General features: G+C 56.9%; 15 protein-coding genes. 12 read left to right on the top strand and 3 right to left on the bottom strand.

All coding sequences use genetic code 11. The features are described 5' to 3' along the window. Positions 1 to 96 precede the first annotated feature (96 nt). Positions 97 to 1,062, top strand: coding sequence for a magnesium/cobalt transporter CorA (gene corA / locus IPP88_07715; GenBank protein MBL0122613.1), 966 nt, complete (start codon positions 97 to 99; stop codon positions 1,060 to 1,062). Between the two features lie 288 nt (positions 1,063 to 1,350). On the opposite strand, the gene IPP88_07710 is transcribed toward corA, so the two are convergent. Together IPP88_07710 and orn are read right to left on the bottom strand one after the other, a co-directional pair. Beyond that, entirely contained in the window at positions 1,351 to 4,782 is a 3,432-nt protein-coding gene (locus IPP88_07710; GenBank protein MBL0122612.1) for a hypothetical protein, read from the bottom strand. A gap of 309 nt (positions 4,783 to 5,091) precedes the next feature. After that, entirely contained in the window at positions 5,092 to 5,649 is a 558-nt protein-coding gene (gene orn / locus IPP88_07705; protein MBL0122611.1) for an oligoribonuclease, read from the bottom strand. Between the two features lie 70 nt (positions 5,650 to 5,719). On the opposite strand from orn, the gene IPP88_07700 reads away from it, so the two are divergent. From IPP88_07700 to IPP88_07665, 8 genes are all read left to right on the top strand, one after another. Beyond that, on the top strand, positions 5,720 to 6,985 hold the full coding sequence (locus IPP88_07700; protein ID MBL0122610.1) for a M48 family metallopeptidase: 1,266 nt from the start codon (positions 5,720 to 5,722) through the stop codon (positions 6,983 to 6,985). 6 nt (positions 6,986 to 6,991) lie between these two features. After that, entirely contained in the window at positions 6,992 to 7,333 is a 342-nt protein-coding gene (locus IPP88_07695; GenBank protein ID MBL0122609.1) for a 4a-hydroxytetrahydrobiopterin dehydratase, read from the top strand. Then, positions 7,333 to 8,223, top strand: coding sequence for a ribosome small subunit-dependent GTPase A (rsgA, locus tag IPP88_07690; GenBank protein ID MBL0122608.1), 891 nt, complete (start codon positions 7,333 to 7,335; stop codon positions 8,221 to 8,223). Before IPP88_07695 ends, rsgA begins: the two co-directional genes overlap by 1 nt. A gap of 118 nt (positions 8,224 to 8,341) precedes the next feature. Beyond that, entirely contained in the window at positions 8,342 to 8,725 is a 384-nt protein-coding gene (locus IPP88_07685) for a VOC family protein (GenBank protein ID MBL0122607.1), read from the top strand. Positions 8,726 to 8,749: 24 nt separating this feature from the next. After that, positions 8,750 to 9,115 (top strand): VOC family protein, encoded by a 366-nt coding sequence (locus IPP88_07680; GenBank protein MBL0122606.1) that lies wholly within the window; start codon positions 8,750 to 8,752, stop codon positions 9,113 to 9,115. Beyond that, entirely contained in the window at positions 9,015 to 9,416 is a 402-nt protein-coding gene (locus tag IPP88_07675; protein ID MBL0122605.1) for a helix-hairpin-helix domain-containing protein, read from the top strand. The genes IPP88_07680 and IPP88_07675 overlap by 101 nt, the downstream gene beginning before the upstream one ends. Further along, on the top strand, positions 9,417 to 10,103 hold the full coding sequence (locus tag IPP88_07670) for a YafY family transcriptional regulator (protein ID MBL0122604.1): 687 nt from the start codon (positions 9,417 to 9,419) through the stop codon (positions 10,101 to 10,103). It abuts the gene before it with no gap. Positions 10,104 to 10,366: 263 nt separating this feature from the next. Beyond that, positions 10,367 to 11,629 (top strand): Hsp70 family protein, encoded by a 1,263-nt coding sequence (locus IPP88_07665; GenBank protein MBL0122603.1) that lies wholly within the window; start codon positions 10,367 to 10,369, stop codon positions 11,627 to 11,629. A 33-nt stretch (positions 11,630 to 11,662) separates the two neighbouring features. Here the strand turns inward: IPP88_07665 and IPP88_07660 are convergent, their stop codons facing one another. After that, a complete protein-coding gene (locus IPP88_07660; protein MBL0122602.1) occupies positions 11,663 to 12,916 on the bottom strand; it encodes a YIP1 family protein in 1,254 nt (417 codons plus the stop codon). Between the two features lie 273 nt (positions 12,917 to 13,189). Here IPP88_07660 and IPP88_07655 point away from each other — a divergent pair, with 273 nt between their 5' ends. From IPP88_07655 to IPP88_07645, 3 genes are all read left to right on the top strand, one after another. After that, complete coding sequence (locus IPP88_07655) at positions 13,190 to 14,890, top strand: nitrite/sulfite reductase (GenBank protein MBL0122601.1); 1,701 nt, start codon at positions 13,190 to 13,192, stop codon at positions 14,888 to 14,890. A 1-nt stretch (position 14,891) separates the two neighbouring features. Next, entirely contained in the window at positions 14,892 to 15,449 is a 558-nt protein-coding gene (locus IPP88_07650; GenBank protein ID MBL0122600.1) for a DUF934 domain-containing protein, read from the top strand. Positions 15,450 to 15,700: 251 nt separating this feature from the next. Beyond that, positions 15,701 to 16,162, top strand: a complete 462-nt coding sequence (locus IPP88_07645) for a rhodanese-like domain-containing protein (GenBank protein ID MBL0122599.1) — start codon at positions 15,701 to 15,703, stop codon at positions 16,160 to 16,162. Positions 16,163 to 16,233: the final 71 nt, after the last annotated feature.

Here is a 16,233-nt window from a genome sequence, read left to right as displayed (position 1 = left end):
TAGCCAAAATCTCTTGCTGGCATCGTTTGCAGATATTTCGCTGGTCATTGCAACAGCACCTGCACTACAATCGCCCAACTTCTGCCGGAAGCAGCCATGCTCAATGTCTTCGTTCTCAACAATCGCCGCCTGAATCAGTTGCATGTCGAGTCACTCGACGACCTGAAAAATTCGGAGCCGATCTGGATCGACCTGGTTTCACCCACCGATACCGAGCGCGAGTGGATCAAGGCGATGTTCGATCTCGAGTTGCCGACGCTCGAGGACATGCAGGATCTCGAAACAAGCGCGCGTTTTTTTGAAGGCGAAAACGGAGAGCTGCATTTACGCTCCGACTTCCTGCTGGAATTGAACGAGGATGACTCCCGCAACGTACCTGTGGCGTTCATTCTCAAGAACAACTCGCTGCTGTCGATTCACCTTGAGGACTTGCCGGTATTCCGCCTTGTACGCATGCGCGCAAGGACACGGCCCGGCTACATTGAAGACGCACGTGAAGTGCTGCTGGATCTGTACGCCACCGACGCCGAGTATTCCGCCGACGCGCTGGAAGGCGTCTATGCCGAGCTGGAAAAGATCAGCCAGAGTGTACTCACCACCAAGATGACGGACGTTGAGGCCGCAAACGTCCTCGCGCGCGTGGCTAATGAAGAAGACTTGAACGGACGCATTCGCCGCAACGTGATGGATACGCGCCGGGCGGTGTCATTCCTCATGCGCCAGAAACTGCTGGAGGCCGACCAGGCCGAAGAAGCGCTGCAGATACTGCGCGACATCGAATCGCTCGATGGTCACACTGCATTTCTCTTCGACAAGATCAACTTCCTGATGGACGCCACGGTCGGCTTTATCAACATCAATCAGAACAAGGTCATCAAGATCTTCTCCGTTGCCTCGGTGGCACTGTTGCCGCCCACGCTCATCGCCAGCATCTACGGCATGAACTTCAAGCACATGCCGGAACTCGATTGGGAATACGGCTACGTGCTGGCAGTGGGCCTCATGTTGTTATCAGTGGCGATCCCCTTTGCGTTTTTCAAAAGCAGGGGCTGGCTGGATTAGCCGGGCGAAACTCCTTATTTGACGGGCATCGCCAGCCTTTTTTTGCTCCCGAAGCCGCGTCAATGCTGGAGTTTATTGGATGCAGCGGCGGGCTGTCGGACTTAGAGAATCGAAGCGAAAAATGATATGGGCGAGGGCAGATCTTGCGAGTCTTCGCCTTACGGCGAAAGCCCTGCTTACCCCACTTCACGTTTTCCAAGCCAATGGTTATTCCTTTGGCGCCAAAAAGCGGGAAATATGCACTGGCCAGATCATTTGCAGCCGATTCCCTCTAAGTCCGACAGGCTGCTATGGCAATACCAGACCCGAGCGAGCCTTCACAGCCGACAGGTCCATCGCGGTAATGCCGCCACTTGCATTGAAATCAAACCTGAAATTGGCCGCACCGGTCGATTGTCCGACATGCGCCTTGACCGCGCTGATATCGGCAGCATTGACTGATCGTGAACTGTTTACGTCGCCGAGAAGAAATCCCAATGTGGCGCCGGTTGATGCAATCGTCGATCCACCTATACATGTGACACACATGACATCGGTGAAGGAAACCTGCACACGCTCGTTATCCGGCACGCCGGTGAGTGTCACAACGACATCGCTTCCCGATGGTATGGCGGCGGCGGATCCTATGTTTGCGCTCGTCGAACCGATGGTTGTGATGGCGTTGCTAAACTGAAATACCAACGTGTGACCGGTGCCGATCGCGCGAGGTTCGACCGTAACAGCATTGCTTGGTACCGGTGAAAGTTCCACGTTCAGGCTGTAGTCAGCGGCTCCATGTGTTTTTTTCGACTTCACGGCGAACAACGCGAGTGGAGCGCTTGCAGACGGCGTGACGTTGGCGGACGCCGATGGCTGGCTGCTACCAAACACACTGATTGCCTTCACGCTGCATGCATATGTCTGGTCATTCATCAGTCCGGTCACGATTATCGGTGACGTAAGTCCGCCCGCCTGAATTGCACCGGGCTGGCAGGAAACGATATAGGCGCTGATTGGCGCCTCGGTGACGGCTGGCGGCGTGAAACTGACTGACGCCATCGCATTTCCGGCAATCGCCGTCACGCCGGTGGGCGCTGGCGGTGCCTGGCTGAACTTGGTTACCATGATGGCCGCTGGCAAGCTCCCCGCCACCGCATTGCCCGCCAGAATCACATTGCGGGTGGCGTCCAGTACCAAGGCCGGACTACCGATTGCCCCACCGCCGCCGGTTGGCGTCGTGAGGCGCCAGCGCTCGTTGCCGTCGGGACCAAGTTTGATCGTCACATAATCACCGTTCAAGTCAGCGTTGTCTCGAGACGATGTGTAGATACCGCCGTCAGCATCGACCGCCAGCGTGTGAACAATTTCGTTTCCATTGACAGAGCCGTTGATCGCATGGCGCCAAATCTCATTACCGTCGCCATCGTATTTGACGACCAGTCCACCGGCTCCCCCAACGACGATCGCGCCTCCGGGCGCAAGCGCCATCGCGTAGGCTCGGAACGTGTATGGTGTATGCCATTGCTCATTGCCGCTGGCGTTGTACTTCACAAGCGTGTCGCCGGCAACGAACACATTGCCAGTCGAATCGATCGCGATCGCATGTGGCTGCCGCGGTACTTCACTGTTGCCTGGCAACGGCGTTTGCCATAGTAGCGTGCTATCCGCGGCATATTTAACCGTGAGGTAACCTTCGTTGACACCATCAAAGCTGCGCCCGGTAACAACGGTATTTCCAGTCGCATCGATTGCCATCGCCACCGGTGAATCGATACTGTTGCCCGCGCTATTTGCAGTTTTCCTCCATTGCTCAAAACCGTTTGCGCTGTACTTGATGGTAAGAAAATCATCGCCGGCCGAGGTGCTGCCCGTAACGATCACATCGCCGGCCGGGTCCACCGCGAGGGCCCTGACTGAATTGTTCAACGCATTTCCGGAATTGCCCGGCTGCATGCGCCACAGCTCTGTGCCAACGGCGTTGTACTTGACGAGCATGAAATCACTGTGGCCGCCTGCAAAGCTGTCGCCTGCCGCATATACGTTTCCGTTTCCATCAATTGCGACCGCATAACCGCGATCAACGCCTCCCGGATTGCCGTTAAGTTCCGCGCGCCATTGCTCAAGTCCATTGACGTCAAATTTCGTCGTGATGAAGTCGCTGCTGGATGAGGGCCCGTTTTGTCCCGCCACATATACGCTGCCGGCGCTGTCAACCGCCAACGCGTTTCTGCCAGGTGCGCCGGATGCAAGCGTCGAAGTGAGCCCGGTATGCTCGCCTTCGTTTCGGCGCCACAGTTCCGTGCCAGCAGCATCGAATTTGACGACCAGAAAGTGGTTTTCGACGCCATTGCTTTCATACCCGGTCACGATCACGTTACCGAACGTATCGACGCGAATGGCCAGCAGTGCCGCGCCGTTGGCGCTGCCGACGCCGTCGATGAATTTCTGCCAGAGAACCACGCCCGCCCCCGCGTTGCCGGCAGGCGCGTACTTGACGACAACAAGCTCGTTAGGGCCGTTTGCAGGCTTGCTGGCAAATCCTGTCGTGTAGATATTGCCCGCACCATCAGTGGTGAGTGCGGAATAACTGTCAACGCCGGTGCCTGAGCCATTCAACGTTGCCGTCCACAGCAGGACGCCGCTGGCATTGTATTTGGCGGTCAGATGCAGGGGATTTGTCACGCTCGGGGCAGTGCCGTAATCCTGATCGCCCCGGCCCGTCACGATGACATTTCCGCCAATGTCGACCGCAATCGCGAAGCTGGTGTCAGCCGCGCCGCCATTCCCGTTCGTTACGACCGGCGCCGGCCATTGCTCGATACCGTTCGAATTGTATTTGATGGTGAGGTAATTGGCGGCGCTGCCGTCCCCGCTTTTGCCGGTCACATAAACATTGCCGGCCGCGTCACAAGCCATGGCATACGCCACATCGTTGCTATTGGCGCCGCCATTGTTCATTGATTTGCGCCACAACAGCTGGCTATTGGTGCTGTATTTTGCCGTCACATAGTCGAAATTGAGTCCATTGAAACTGTAGCCGGTGACGACAGCATTGCCAGTACTGTCAAGGCAAAGTGCAACGGAACGATCTATTCCAGCGCCGGCGCCGTCCAGTGGCTCGCTCCATTGAAAGGTTCCCGACGAGTCATACTTCACTGTCAGGTAATCGTAGTTGTAGCCAGTCGCACCCACGGCGCTTGCTCCCGTGACAAATACGTTGCCTGCCGCATCGGTGCCAATCGCATAAGCCTCATCATCCCGATGCGCAGCACCATCCAGGGTCGCCCGCCAAATTTCCTCACCGTTGTTGTTATATTTCACCGTCAAGTAATCGTTCTGTCCACCTGCCTGACTGCTGCCGGTCACCAGCACGTTGCCTGCATTATCAAGCGTAATGGCATACGCGAGATCGTCACCGTTGGCTGCCCCATTGGTAACAGTGCGCCACAAGATCGCGCCGTCCGTCGCACCGTACTTGACCGTCAGGAAATCAGTGTTGAGGCCATTCGAAGTCGAACCGGTAACGTATATGTTTCCGGCCGCGTCCATGGCCATCGAATTCTTGGCGAGATTGGCATCGCCCGAGCCTGGCAGAGAGTCGGTGTAGCCGTGCCCATAGACCTGCGTCTTGTATACGAGCGCCGGCACCTGCGCATGCACATCGCATACGCCCTTCCCGTTCAACAGCAACGCACAAAAAAACAGCGTCGTATTGCGCGCTCTCAGCTCCCAATGCGCCATTGTCCGATTGCTCTCCCCTCGCCTCAGGCGAGCCTTGGTTTATTGTTGCCCTCCGATCGATCGCCATGCGCTGCGGTCGAATCATGCCGTTCCGCCCGCTGTTGATCGCGGGTCATACGCGACGGAGATTTTGCCGCCGCGGGAACGCGCTATTTTCCCATTGTTCAGGTGCTCGAATCAGCTGCGCGCATCAAAAAATATCCATGGGTGAGATTGTCAAAATAAATAAGCAAACTCACGAATTGGTGCGGTCTTCCAGCCATTTATCCCCTGCAAGCCTCAACAGTGCTGGACTTTCCACTATTTTCGCTATGAAGGCATCGGGCAATTCATCAGATTCGCCCGATAGTACTTGAGCTCCTCGATGCTCTCGTAAATATCCGCCAACGCCTCGTGCTTGCCATGTTTCTTCATGCCGGACATGATTTCCGGTTTCCAGCGTTTCGCGAGTTCCTTCAGCGTCGAAACATCGAGGTTACGATAATGGAAGTAGGCTTCCAGCTTCGGCATGCCGCGCGCCATAAAACGACGGTCCTGGCAGATAGAATTTCCGCACATCGGCGAGGTGCTCGCGGGGACGTGCTCCTTCAGAAACTCGATCATCCGCGTTTCGACTTCCTCCTCGGTCAGCGTTGACGCTTTCACCTTGTCGATGAGCCCCGATTTCCTGTGCGTGGACTTGTTCCAGGAATCCATCCCATCCATTATCGCGTCGGGTTGATGCACCACCAGCACCGGGCCCTCTGCGACAGTATTGAGATTTGCGTCGGTGACCACGATGGCGACTTCGATGATGCGATCGGAATCCGGCATGAGGCCGGTCATTTCCATATCGATCCAGATGAGATTGTTTTGGTCTTGAGGCATGGCAGTTCGCAAATGCGCCTTAAAATAGAGTTATGGACCATTTTCGCATGATTCAACGAGCCCACTTCGCATGACCGCTGCCCAATTCACACTGCTTTTCCTCTTGTTTCTGATCGTCAGCTTCGGTTTTGGCGCTTTCCTGTCGTTGCGTCACATGGCCCACGTTCGTGCGCATCGCATGGCGGTTCCAGCTGAGTTCAGCGATGCCATTACGCTGGAGGCGCATCAGAAAGCGGCCGATTACACGATCGCCCGAAAGCGCGTCGGGTTGGTCGAAACGGCGATCGACCTGATGCTGTTGCTCGTTCTCACGCTGGGTGGCGGCATATTCCTGATTTACCAGTCTGCATCCGCGCATTTTTCAGGTCCGTATGCGCTCGGCTTGGCCTTATTTGCCGGGCTCGCGATCATTTCGTCAATTATTTCCGTTCCGTTCGACCTGTATCGCACGTTCGTCATCGAAGTACGTTTTGGTTTCAACAAGACAACGTGGAAGTTGTACCTGCTCGACGCACTGAAAGGATTGCTGCTTTCCGCAGCCATTGGCATACCGCTGCTGTTGATCGTGTTCTGGCTGATGGAAAAAATGGGCAGCATGTGGTGGCTTTATGTGTGGCTGGTATGGCTCGTCTTCAGCCTGGCGATGCTAGCGATCTATCCGAACTTCATCGCGCCACTGTTCAATAAATTCAATCCACTCACCGACACCGCCCTGAAGGAGCGTATCGAATCACTGTTGAAACGCTGTGGATTCACTTCCAGCGGCCTGTTCGTCATGGATGGCTCCAAGCGCTCGAGTCACGGCAACGCCTACTTCACCGGCTTCGGCAAAACCAAGCGAATTGTGTTTTTCGATACCCTCATCGAGCGCCTGACGCCAACGGAAATTGAAGCGGTGCTCGCACACGAGCTTGGCCACTTCAAGCGCAAACATATCATCAAGATGATCATCGGCCAGTTCGCGCTGACTTTTGTCATCCTTGCACTGATGGGTTGGGTCATCGATAAACCGTGGTTCTACGAGGGCCTCGGTTTTCCGCTCATGGGCGCTGCTCCGCATGTCGCGATATCGTTGCTTTTGTTCTTCATGGTGCTGCCGGTATTCACGTTCTGGCTCACGCCGCTCGCGAGCCTGATTTCGCGCAAGCACGAATTCGAAGCAGACGCCTACGCTGCCGAGCACACGCAAGCCAACGACCTCGTCACCGCGCTGGTCAAACTTTACCGTGACAATGCCTCGACGCTGACTCCCGACCCATTGCATTCGGCCGTTTATGATTCCCATCCACCGGCCTCGATTCGCATTGCCCATCTGAAGACAATGGCCATCGCCTGATGGCTGATGACAAACAGGACACCCATGACACTATCCCAAATGAAATGCATTCCCGGCGGCCAGGCGAAGACTTTATCGGAAGAATCTCTCATCACTCACCTCGCCATGCTTCCCGATTGGACGCATGCCGGCAATGCAATCCGCAAGACGTTTGTGTTCAAGAATTACCACGAGACCATCGCCTTCGTGAACGCGTCCGCATGGGTCTCGCATCGCGAAGATCACCACCCCGACTTGTCGGTGCACTACAACAAATGCGTCGTGTCCTATTCCACCCACGATGCCGGCGGCGTCACCCTTAATGATTTCATCTGCGCAGCCAAGCTCGACGCGCTGTTTGGCGCCTGATGAAGGCACTGGTCACCGGCGATTTCGGTCGCGAATATCTCGCCGAACTGGAAGACCGCACGCCGCTCGTCTGTGTCCGCAAAGGCAAGAAACAGGACGTGGCCTGCGGTGATGAGGTGGAAGTCAGCATCACCAGTCCCGGTCATGCGCGCATCGACGAAATCCATCCGCGCCGCAACGTGCTGTTTCGCACCGATGCGTGGCGCCAGAAGACGCTTGCCGCCAACATCGACCAGGCGATTGTTATCGTCGCGCCAAGACCCACATTCAGCGAAACGTTTCTGTATATGTGCCTGGTCGCGTGCGATGCCGCGCAAATCGCGCCACTCATCATGCTGAACAAGAAAGACCTGCCCGAGTTCGAACAGGCAAAGAAAAGTCTGGCCCACCTCGAAGAAATCGGCTACGACGTATTGCCGATGTCAGCCAAATTCGATATCGAGCCGCTGCGTGCGTATCTACAGGGGAAAACCACGCTGCTGGTTGGCCAATCCGGTATGGGCAAATCGCGGACCGTGAACAATCTGGTGATGCGCGACGTTGCCAAGGAAGCGGATTTCTCCGAAGCACTCGATTCCGGGAAACACACCACGACCTATACGCGGCTATATCACCTCGATGAAGACTCAAGCATCATGGATTCGCCGGGGCTCCAATCCTTCGGCCTGTTTCATCTGAACGACGATGACATCGCCTTCGCCATGCCGGAATTCCGGCCCTATATCGGCACATGCAAATTCAACAATTGCCTGCATTTGACCGAACCGGGTTGCGCGGTGATCAAGGCCGTCGAGCAGAAAAAAATCCATGCCCCGCGCATGGCGTTCTACCAGGCGCTGATCGAGCAACAGCAGGAATTGCGCGAGTCGCATCCGGACTGGAAGAAATAGTCCCTCATGACACTGGCGAGACGCGCGCCTGACTGACACCTGCTGACACTACGCTGTCAGTAGCCCTCATTTACGATTCCATTCGTGCACCTGCACAGCCCTCTAAACGGAGCCCCGAATGGAAAATACCCAGCACGCCATCAACTGGTTTGAATTGCCCTCGGTCGATTTCAAGCGCGCGGTCGGCTTTTACGACGCCATCCTTGATACGCAATTGAAGGTCGAAAAATTTGGCGCCGACGCAACCAACATGGCGATATTTCCCGCCAGCGTGGACGGCACGGCAGGTTGTGTCATACATGATCCGCGCTATCGTCCGCACGCGGACGGTGTCGTCGTCTACTTGAATTGCGCGCCTTCGATCGACCGCGTGCTGGGCCGCGTTGCACAGGCGGGCGGTACCATTCTCACCAGCAAGACCGCGTTACCGCCCGGCATGGGTTACTTCGCGCATATCGGCGATACCGAAGGCAACCGCGTCGGGCTGCATGCGTTAGGATAGTCGCCACAACATTGGGAGAACGCCATGTTCCAGGGGCTGCGCACCGTTATTTATCACGTCAACGACCTCGCCAAAGCCATCGTGTGGTACACGCAGGTGGCTGGCCATCCACCGTATTTCAATGAGCCATTTTATGTTGGCTTCAATATCGGCGGCTACGAGCTGGGACTGTTGCCTGACGCACCAGACGGAAATGCGGGTGTCGCCACGTACTGGGGCACTCCCAATATTGATGCCGAGTACGCGCGTCTCGTCGCGCTCGGCGCCAAACCCAACGAGGAGATCAAGGATGTGGGCGACGGTATTCGCGTGGCCTCGGTATGCGACCCTTTCGGCAACGTCGTCGGACTCATCGAGAATCCGCATTTCAAGGCCGGCCACGGTGGCTAAGTCCGTGTTGCGCGCCAAGGGCGCCAAATCCGAGCTGGAAGAAATCCCCAGCGTCGGCCCCAGCATTGCGGAGGACCTGATCAGCATGGGCATCACGCGCGTGGCGCAGTTGAAAGGCCGTAGCCCGGAGGCGCTATACAAGAAGCTTTGCGAACTCACCGGAGAGCGGCAGGATCCGTGCGTGCTCTACACATTTCGCTGCGCGGTGTATTACGCCTCAAACGCCAAACACGACCCGGAAAAGTTGAAATGGTGGAACTGGAAAGATCTCTCCAGTGATGCCGCGCGAGGCAAAGGCTAGATGCGCCGGGCGGATCGCCTCTTTGAAATCGTCCAGATACTTCGCGGACGGCGGCTCACCACCGCCCGCTATCTCGCCGAGCGTCTCGGTGTTTCCGATCGAACCATCTATCGCGATGTACAGGATCTGTCGCTCTCCGGTGTGCCGATTTTGGGCGAAGCCGGTGTCGGCTATGCGCTGAAAAAAGGCTTTGACCTGCCCCCGCTCATGTTCGACTATGACGAAGTTGAAGCGCTGCTGATCGGCGCACGGATGGCGAGCGCCTATGGCGGCAAGGCACTCGCCAAAAGTGCCGAACGCGCGATGGAAAAAATCGCCGCGGTGCTGCCGGATAATCGCCGCGCCGCGCTTGAGACAACGCAGGTGTACGTTCCGGATTTTCACATTGACCGCGAGGTGGCAAGTCGATTTGAAGCGTTGCGGCAGGCTATCAAAGCAAGGCAGTTTGTACATATCGATTACGTGACGGAGGACAAACGCGAATCGCAACGCGAACTGCGCCCGGTTGCATTGCACTTCTGGGGTGAACGTTGGACGCTGGCCGCATGGTGCGAGCTGCGGCAAGCTTTCCGCATGTTCAGGCTCGACCGCATGCGCACGCTTGCCGTCCGCGACAAGACCTTCCGCGATGAGTCCGGCAAGACAATTGCGGACTTTCTGCGGCAGATTGGGGGGGTAGAAAGCTGACCGATCTCCCGCGCCCGAATCGGCATTCCTGACGTTGAAAATCATCAACCACGGCAGCCAGAGTCTTTTTGCGGAGATGGCCGCGCAAGGTGTCAATGCGCCATGACCGAGGTTAAAACTCTAGCACTGGCGCGGATTTCCGGGCTTTTTTTGCTGGAAAGCCGCGCCAGTGCTTGAGTTTCGTATTTTGCAGAGATATTGCCCTTCGCGCAATCGCCCCCCGCTATAATCCGCGTCCCTCTCGCCGTATCCGATCTCGATTCATGCACATTCCAGATTACTGCGCCATTGACTTCGGCACATCCAATTCCGCAATCACCATTCCCACGGAAACCGGCATGCGACTTGTTGAACTGGAGCCCGGCTTTCGCACGATGCCCACTGCGGTGTTCTACAACGCGGAAGACGAAACGCGCTGCTTTGGACGCGTGGCCGTCGCAGCTTACGTGGATGGCTTCGACGGGCGGCTGATGCGTTCGATCAAGAGCATTCTCGGTTCGGACCTGATGGAACAATCCACCGAGATCGGTCATGGCATCAGTATCAAATATCTCGATGTGGTGATCGGCTATCTGAAGCACCTGAAGCGCGTCGCCGAATTGCAACATGGCGCCCCACTTCAGCGCATCGTCATCGGCCGGCCAGTTTGGTTTGTCGACGGTGACAAGGAACGCGACGGCAAGGCGCAAGCCTCGCTCGAGGCGGCGGCGCACGCGGCAGGATTTACCGAGGTGGCGTTTCAATTTGAGCCCATTGCCGCGGCGCTGGACTATGAATCGAGCATTGATCGCGAGCAAGTTGTACTGGTCGCCGATATCGGCGGCGGCACATCGGATTTCTCGCTGGTGCGTGTCGGACCAACACGTCGCACGCGCGTGGCTCGCCAAGAGGACATCCTCGCCAATCACGGTATTCATGTCGCCGGAACAGATTTCGACCAGTCCGTGAATCTTGCCGCAATCATGCCGGTGCTGGGCTATGGTTCATCCGGTCCGAACGGTCGGCGCGTGCCCGGCAAGGTGTATTTTGACCTCGCCACTTGGCATCTCATCAATACGGTGTATGGGCACAATCGCGTCATCGAACTGCGCGAGATGATCAGCATGTATGCCGATCCGGCTTGCTATCAGCGACTGATGTCGGTGGTGACCCAACATCTCGGACATCAATTCGCCGCGCTCGCGGAACGGGCGAAAATCGACGTTGCGATTCAGGGTCAAGCGGTGATTGATCTCGCTGTGCTGGAAGCCGGCTTCAAAGTGTCATTCAGCGATGCCCAACAGGCCGAGGCACTCGATCATAAAGTCATGCGGATTGTGCAGGCGGCGCGGGAGACATTGCAGCAGGCGGGCTTGCACGCCGCGCAAATAAACGCGCTGTATTTCACCGGTGGCTCAACAGGCCTTCGATTTCTCACCGATCGCATTGCGGGATTATTCCCGAATGCGAAACAAGTGGCAGGAGACCGATTTTCCAGCGTGGCAACGGGATTGGGGATTTACGCGACGCGCCGGTTCGGACCGTGAGCGCTGCAGGAGAACGGCATTACCGCTCAATCCTTACTTCTGTACGCCGACATCCTTCATCGATTCCAACTTGCCCAGATCAAGTGAGGAAACTGCCGCCTTCAGCGAATTCAGATCCACGCCGTGCGCCTTCGCGCTGACCACGAAACGCTCGCCCAGCACGACGCTGTATTCCGAACTGCCGTCCTTACCCGAGCGCTCATGCACCATGCGGCCGTTGACCTTTGTGGTTTTTTCCGTGCCGTACTGATCTTCCTTTTCCCCTTGCACACCGGCCCAGCTGGCCAGTGCCACCCAGCCGCTGGCCCCGCCGGTGTCGGAAATATCCAGCTCGACGCTCTTGTTGGCGTCGTCGGCATATCGCGCTTCGGCTTTCGACACCATTAGCCCCATCGCGCCGGTTTTTTCGGCGCGGCTGGATTTCTTGCCGAGACCGGCGAAGGTCTCGGGCACAAACGGTTTCAGTTGATCAATGCCGATGGGGTCGACAGCCTTTCCGCCGCCCAGCGCCGTGCCCAGGCCGGCCATCGCGGCTTTCATGGCTTCTTCCTGGTTGCCGCTCTTCTGCGCGGCCTCCATCTTCTTGCCGGCGGCTTCCATGTTCTTGCCGAAGGATTCGAGTTTCCCCATCGGGCTGTCTTTGTCGAAGGTGACATTGGAAGAGCTTTGTGTCCGCCCGCCAAGGCCACCAAATGCACCCGACGCCGCACCGCCGATGCCGCCAATTACCGCGCTGATGGCGCCGATGACCACGAACACGACGATGGCCACCACCACGATCACGGCCGTGTAGGCAATTGCCTTTTCTTCCGGGCATTTCATCAGGCGCGGCAGTCCGAGATACAGCAGAAACACACCGTATATCGATGCCAGGACACCCAGTAAGCCCAAACCCGGAATCATCTGAAAAATGCCGCCCAGCCAGCCGGCCGTCGACGAATACGCCACGAGCCTGAATGCCTGCGTATCGCTCTTTTCCGCATTGAAGGTTGGCGCCAGGGCATTGACAATGAACGACAGGACATAAACACCCACGATGGCCATCACGAAACTGAATATCGCGAGGCCGATACCCGCGATGACCGGGACCCGGTAGGTGCCACCGAGGAACGGAATGCTGTGACCGATCAGCGACCCGCCAACGAAGCTTGCAACCGCCGGGATTGCCGCCAACGGCAGGATGTAGCCCTTCACCACATCGGCATTGGATGTGGATTCACCGGCGATGACCGGCCACTCGGCCTTCGGGGTGATAAGGATGTTCTTGATTCGATCAACCATTGCCATGTGAGCCCCCTTGTTTGTTTGTAGAAACCAAATGATAGCCGCAAACCGCGAAATCCGATGCTGCGGCGCACGAATTCGGGATACCGCGATCACGGCAGCACTTTCGATCGAGAATCACGGCACCTTTGTCTATATGCCTACTTAATATATATATTACCAATAAAGTCTTTCTTGATATAACTCTCGACCGCTACGATTCTGTTTCATCAACTTATGGAAGCGTGAGCGTGGATCTGGCCAGAGTCAGGCACCAACCACCCGCGCACAACAATCATGCACCGCTACGACCAGTACGACCAGACTATCGTTGACGAACGGGTTGCCCAATTCCGCGGACAGACCGAACGCTATCTCGCCGGGCAATTGTCGGAAGAAGAATTCCGCCCGCTGCGCTTGCAGAATGGCCTTTACATCCAGAAACATGCGCCGATGCTCAGGGTCGCCATTCCCTACGGATTGCTGTCATCGACACAGGTGCGGATGCTCGCGCACATCGCCCGCAAGTACGATCGCGGCTACGGCCATTTCACCACCCGCCAGAATATCCAGTACAACTGGCCGAAGCTCGAACAGGTTCCCGATATCCTCGCTGACCTGGCCAGCGTGGAAATGCACGCCATCCAGACCTCCGGCAACTGCATCCGCAATACCACCTCCGACCAGTTTGCCGGCATCGCTCATGATGAATTGATCGATCCGCGTCCGTACGCGGAACTGATTCGCCAGTGGTCCACGTTTCATCCCGAATTCGCTTACTTGCCACGCAAATTCAAGATGGCCGTCAACGGTGCACGGGAAGACCGGACCGGCACGCTGTTTCACGACATCGGCATTCATGCGGTCAAGACGGCTTCCGGCGACGTGGCGTTCAACATCCTCGTTGGCGGCGGACTGGGCCGCACACCTATCCTCGGTCACGTCGTGTATGAGGCGCTGCCAAAGGAACATCTTTTCACGTACCTCGATGCAGTCCTTCGCGTTTACAACCGTTTCGGGCGCCGCGATAACCTGTACAAGGCGCGCATAAAGATCCTGGTCAAGGAAATGGGTCTTGACAAGTTCCGTGCCGAAGTTGAGGCCGAATGGGCGCACCTGAAGGATGGCCCCTCCACGCTTACTCAGGCGGAGATTGATCGCGTCTCTGAACACTTTGTCGATCCGGCCTACGAAAAACTATCCGCGATCAACGCCGAATTCGAGAAACACCAACTGGAGAGCAAGGCCTTTGCCCGCTGGGTGAGCCGCAATGTGTTCGGCCATAAGCAGCCGGGTTATGCCGCCGTCACGCTATCGCTGAAAAAGACCGGCGTTCCGCCAGGCGACGCCACCGACGCGCAACTCGATGCAGTCGCGGATATGGCGGACCAATTCAGCTATGGCGAAATCCGCGTTTCGCACGAACAGAACATCATCCTGGCCGATGTGAAGATCGGTGAACTGTTCACTGTCTGGCAACGTGCGAAAGCCATCGGCTTCGCGACACCGAATATCGGCCTACTCACCGACATCATTTCCTGCCCGGGTGGCGATTTCTGTTCGCTGGCCAACGCGAAATCGATACCCGTCGCCGAAGCGATTCAACGCCGCGTGGAAGAAAAACTCGGTGATCTCGATTACCTGTTCGACATCGGCGATATCGCGATCAATATTTCCGGCTGCATGAACGCCTGTGGTCATCATCATGTCGGTCACATTGGCATTCTTGGCGTGGACAAGCACGGCGAGGAGTTCTACCAGGTCAGCATCGGCGGATCGCAGGGACTGGATGCCGCGCTGGGCAAAGTGATCGGCCCCTCGTTCGCGCAAGATGAAATGGCCGACGTGGTGGAAAAGCTGATCACGACCTACGTGGACCTGCGGCACGAGGACGAGCTCTTCCTGGATACAGTCAAGCGCGTCGGCATCGAGCCGTTCAAGGCGCGTGTCTACGACCGGAAGGCAGTACATAACGTCGCGGAGGTTACCAATGTCTGAGATCACTTACATCATCCGCGATGGCGCGGTTGTAGCGGACGAATGGAAGCTGATTCCCGCCGCCGAGGACACGGCAACCGCCGTCCTGCCCACCGGCAAGGTGATCGTGCCGTTGAAAGTGTGGCTTGCGCAACGCGGCACGCTGCAAAGCGGCCCAATCGGTGTATGGCTCGACGGCCACGACGATGCGTCGTTGCTGGCCGATTCGATCAATCACTTCGCCGTCATCGCTATAAATTTTCCAAAATTCGCCGATGGCCGCGGCTATTCGACCGCGACACTGCTGCGCACGCGCTATGGATTCACGGGTGAATTGCGCGCCATCGGCGACGTGCTCCGAGACCAGTTGTTCTACATGCAGCGCGTGGGTTTCAATGCCTTCGCGGTGCGGGCGGACAAGGACATTCACGACGCCGTGAAAGCGTTGAAGGACTTCACGGTCGCCTATCAGGGATCCGTCGACCGGCCCTTCCCCTTGATCAGACAGCGCCTTTTGCAAAGCCAATTGCAATACCCTTACTTGGAGACCGCGCAGCGATCCCTGCTGCGGCGGAAATGATCCGCGGAGTGCACTCGAATGGCCAACAATTTTCTCGATGGTGCAGGGCTTGCATTTATCGCGCTTTCGAGCGGACGCCAGTCGCAGGCACGTTATGCCCTTTACCCGTCCGCGGAAGATGTTATCAATTTCAGACTTTGACGAGAACGCATATTTCTTCCTGCTGACCACGGAAGTTTTGTCGCTTGACGCGCCCTGCGACCGGGTGTCACATTGCCTATTCCAAATCTAAACCTGGAATATCGACATCCATGAGCCCCCCTTTTTTCGAAGCCAAGGAAATCCTTGCCGCCGCTCACGAGCGCGGCCACTCCTTGGACCTGCCCTACGCTGGAGCGGTAACGCCTGGGGAAGCCTGGCAGCTATTTTCCAGACACAGCGCCAAAATTGTCGATGTTCGCAGTGTGGCCGAATACGAATTCATTGGCCGCGTGCCCGGGTCTGTGCTCATCCCGTGGAAGCATTGGCCGAGTGGAGAACTCAATCGGCAATTCGTGCCCGACCTTCGACAACATTGCGCGACCGACGACATTGTCCTGTTTTTGTGCCGTAGCGCCCAGCGTTCGCACGCAGCGGCGGCGCTGGCAATGGCATCCGGATACGCGCGAGCCTTTAATGTACTGGAAGGCTTCGAAGGGAACCTCGACACCAATCAGCAGCGTGGCAGGGTTGGCGGCTGGCGCCTGGCAGGACTGCCCTGGATACAAAGCTAAGCTGGGACCATCCTGGTTTCCGGTTCACGTCTCCAAGGATCAGCATGCCGTCATTCATTCCAAAGGCGAAT

This window comes from Betaproteobacteria bacterium, assembly GCA_016720925.1.
Taxonomy (GTDB): domain Bacteria; phylum Pseudomonadota; class Gammaproteobacteria; order Burkholderiales; family Usitatibacteraceae; genus UKL13-2.
The sequence above is the reverse complement of the archived record's forward strand: the minus strand, read 5'-3'. Positions and strand labels throughout refer to the sequence as shown.

Bases quoted from the DNA above. Each gene is read 5' to 3' on its own strand.
- corA (MBL0122613.1), top strand. From the start codon at position 97: ATGCTCAATGTCTTCGTTCTCAACAATCGCCGCCTGAATCAGTTGCAT.
- IPP88_07710 (MBL0122612.1), bottom strand. From the start codon at position 4,782: ATGGCGCATTGGGAGCTGAGAGCGCGCAATACGACGCTGTTTTTTTGT.
- orn (MBL0122611.1), bottom strand. From the start codon at position 5,649: ATGCCTCAAGACCAAAACAATCTCATCTGGATCGATATGGAAATGACC.
- IPP88_07700 (MBL0122610.1), top strand. From the start codon at position 5,720: ATGACCGCTGCCCAATTCACACTGCTTTTCCTCTTGTTTCTGATCGTC.
- IPP88_07695 (MBL0122609.1), top strand. From the start codon at position 6,992: ATGACAAACAGGACACCCATGACACTATCCCAAATGAAATGCATTCCC.
- rsgA (MBL0122608.1), top strand. From the start codon at position 7,333: ATGAAGGCACTGGTCACCGGCGATTTCGGTCGCGAATATCTCGCCGAA.
- IPP88_07685 (MBL0122607.1), top strand. From the start codon at position 8,342: ATGGAAAATACCCAGCACGCCATCAACTGGTTTGAATTGCCCTCGGTC.
- IPP88_07680 (MBL0122606.1), top strand. From the start codon at position 8,750: ATGTTCCAGGGGCTGCGCACCGTTATTTATCACGTCAACGACCTCGCC.
- IPP88_07675 (MBL0122605.1), top strand. From the start codon at position 9,015: ATGTGGGCGACGGTATTCGCGTGGCCTCGGTATGCGACCCTTTCGGCA.
- IPP88_07670 (MBL0122604.1), top strand. From the start codon at position 9,417: ATGCGCCGGGCGGATCGCCTCTTTGAAATCGTCCAGATACTTCGCGGA.
- IPP88_07665 (MBL0122603.1), top strand. From the start codon at position 10,367: ATGCACATTCCAGATTACTGCGCCATTGACTTCGGCACATCCAATTCC.
- IPP88_07660 (MBL0122602.1), bottom strand. From the start codon at position 12,916: ATGGCAATGGTTGATCGAATCAAGAACATCCTTATCACCCCGAAGGCC.
- IPP88_07655 (MBL0122601.1), top strand. From the start codon at position 13,190: ATGCACCGCTACGACCAGTACGACCAGACTATCGTTGACGAACGGGTT.
- IPP88_07645 (MBL0122599.1), top strand. From the start codon at position 15,701: ATGAGCCCCCCTTTTTTCGAAGCCAAGGAAATCCTTGCCGCCGCTCAC.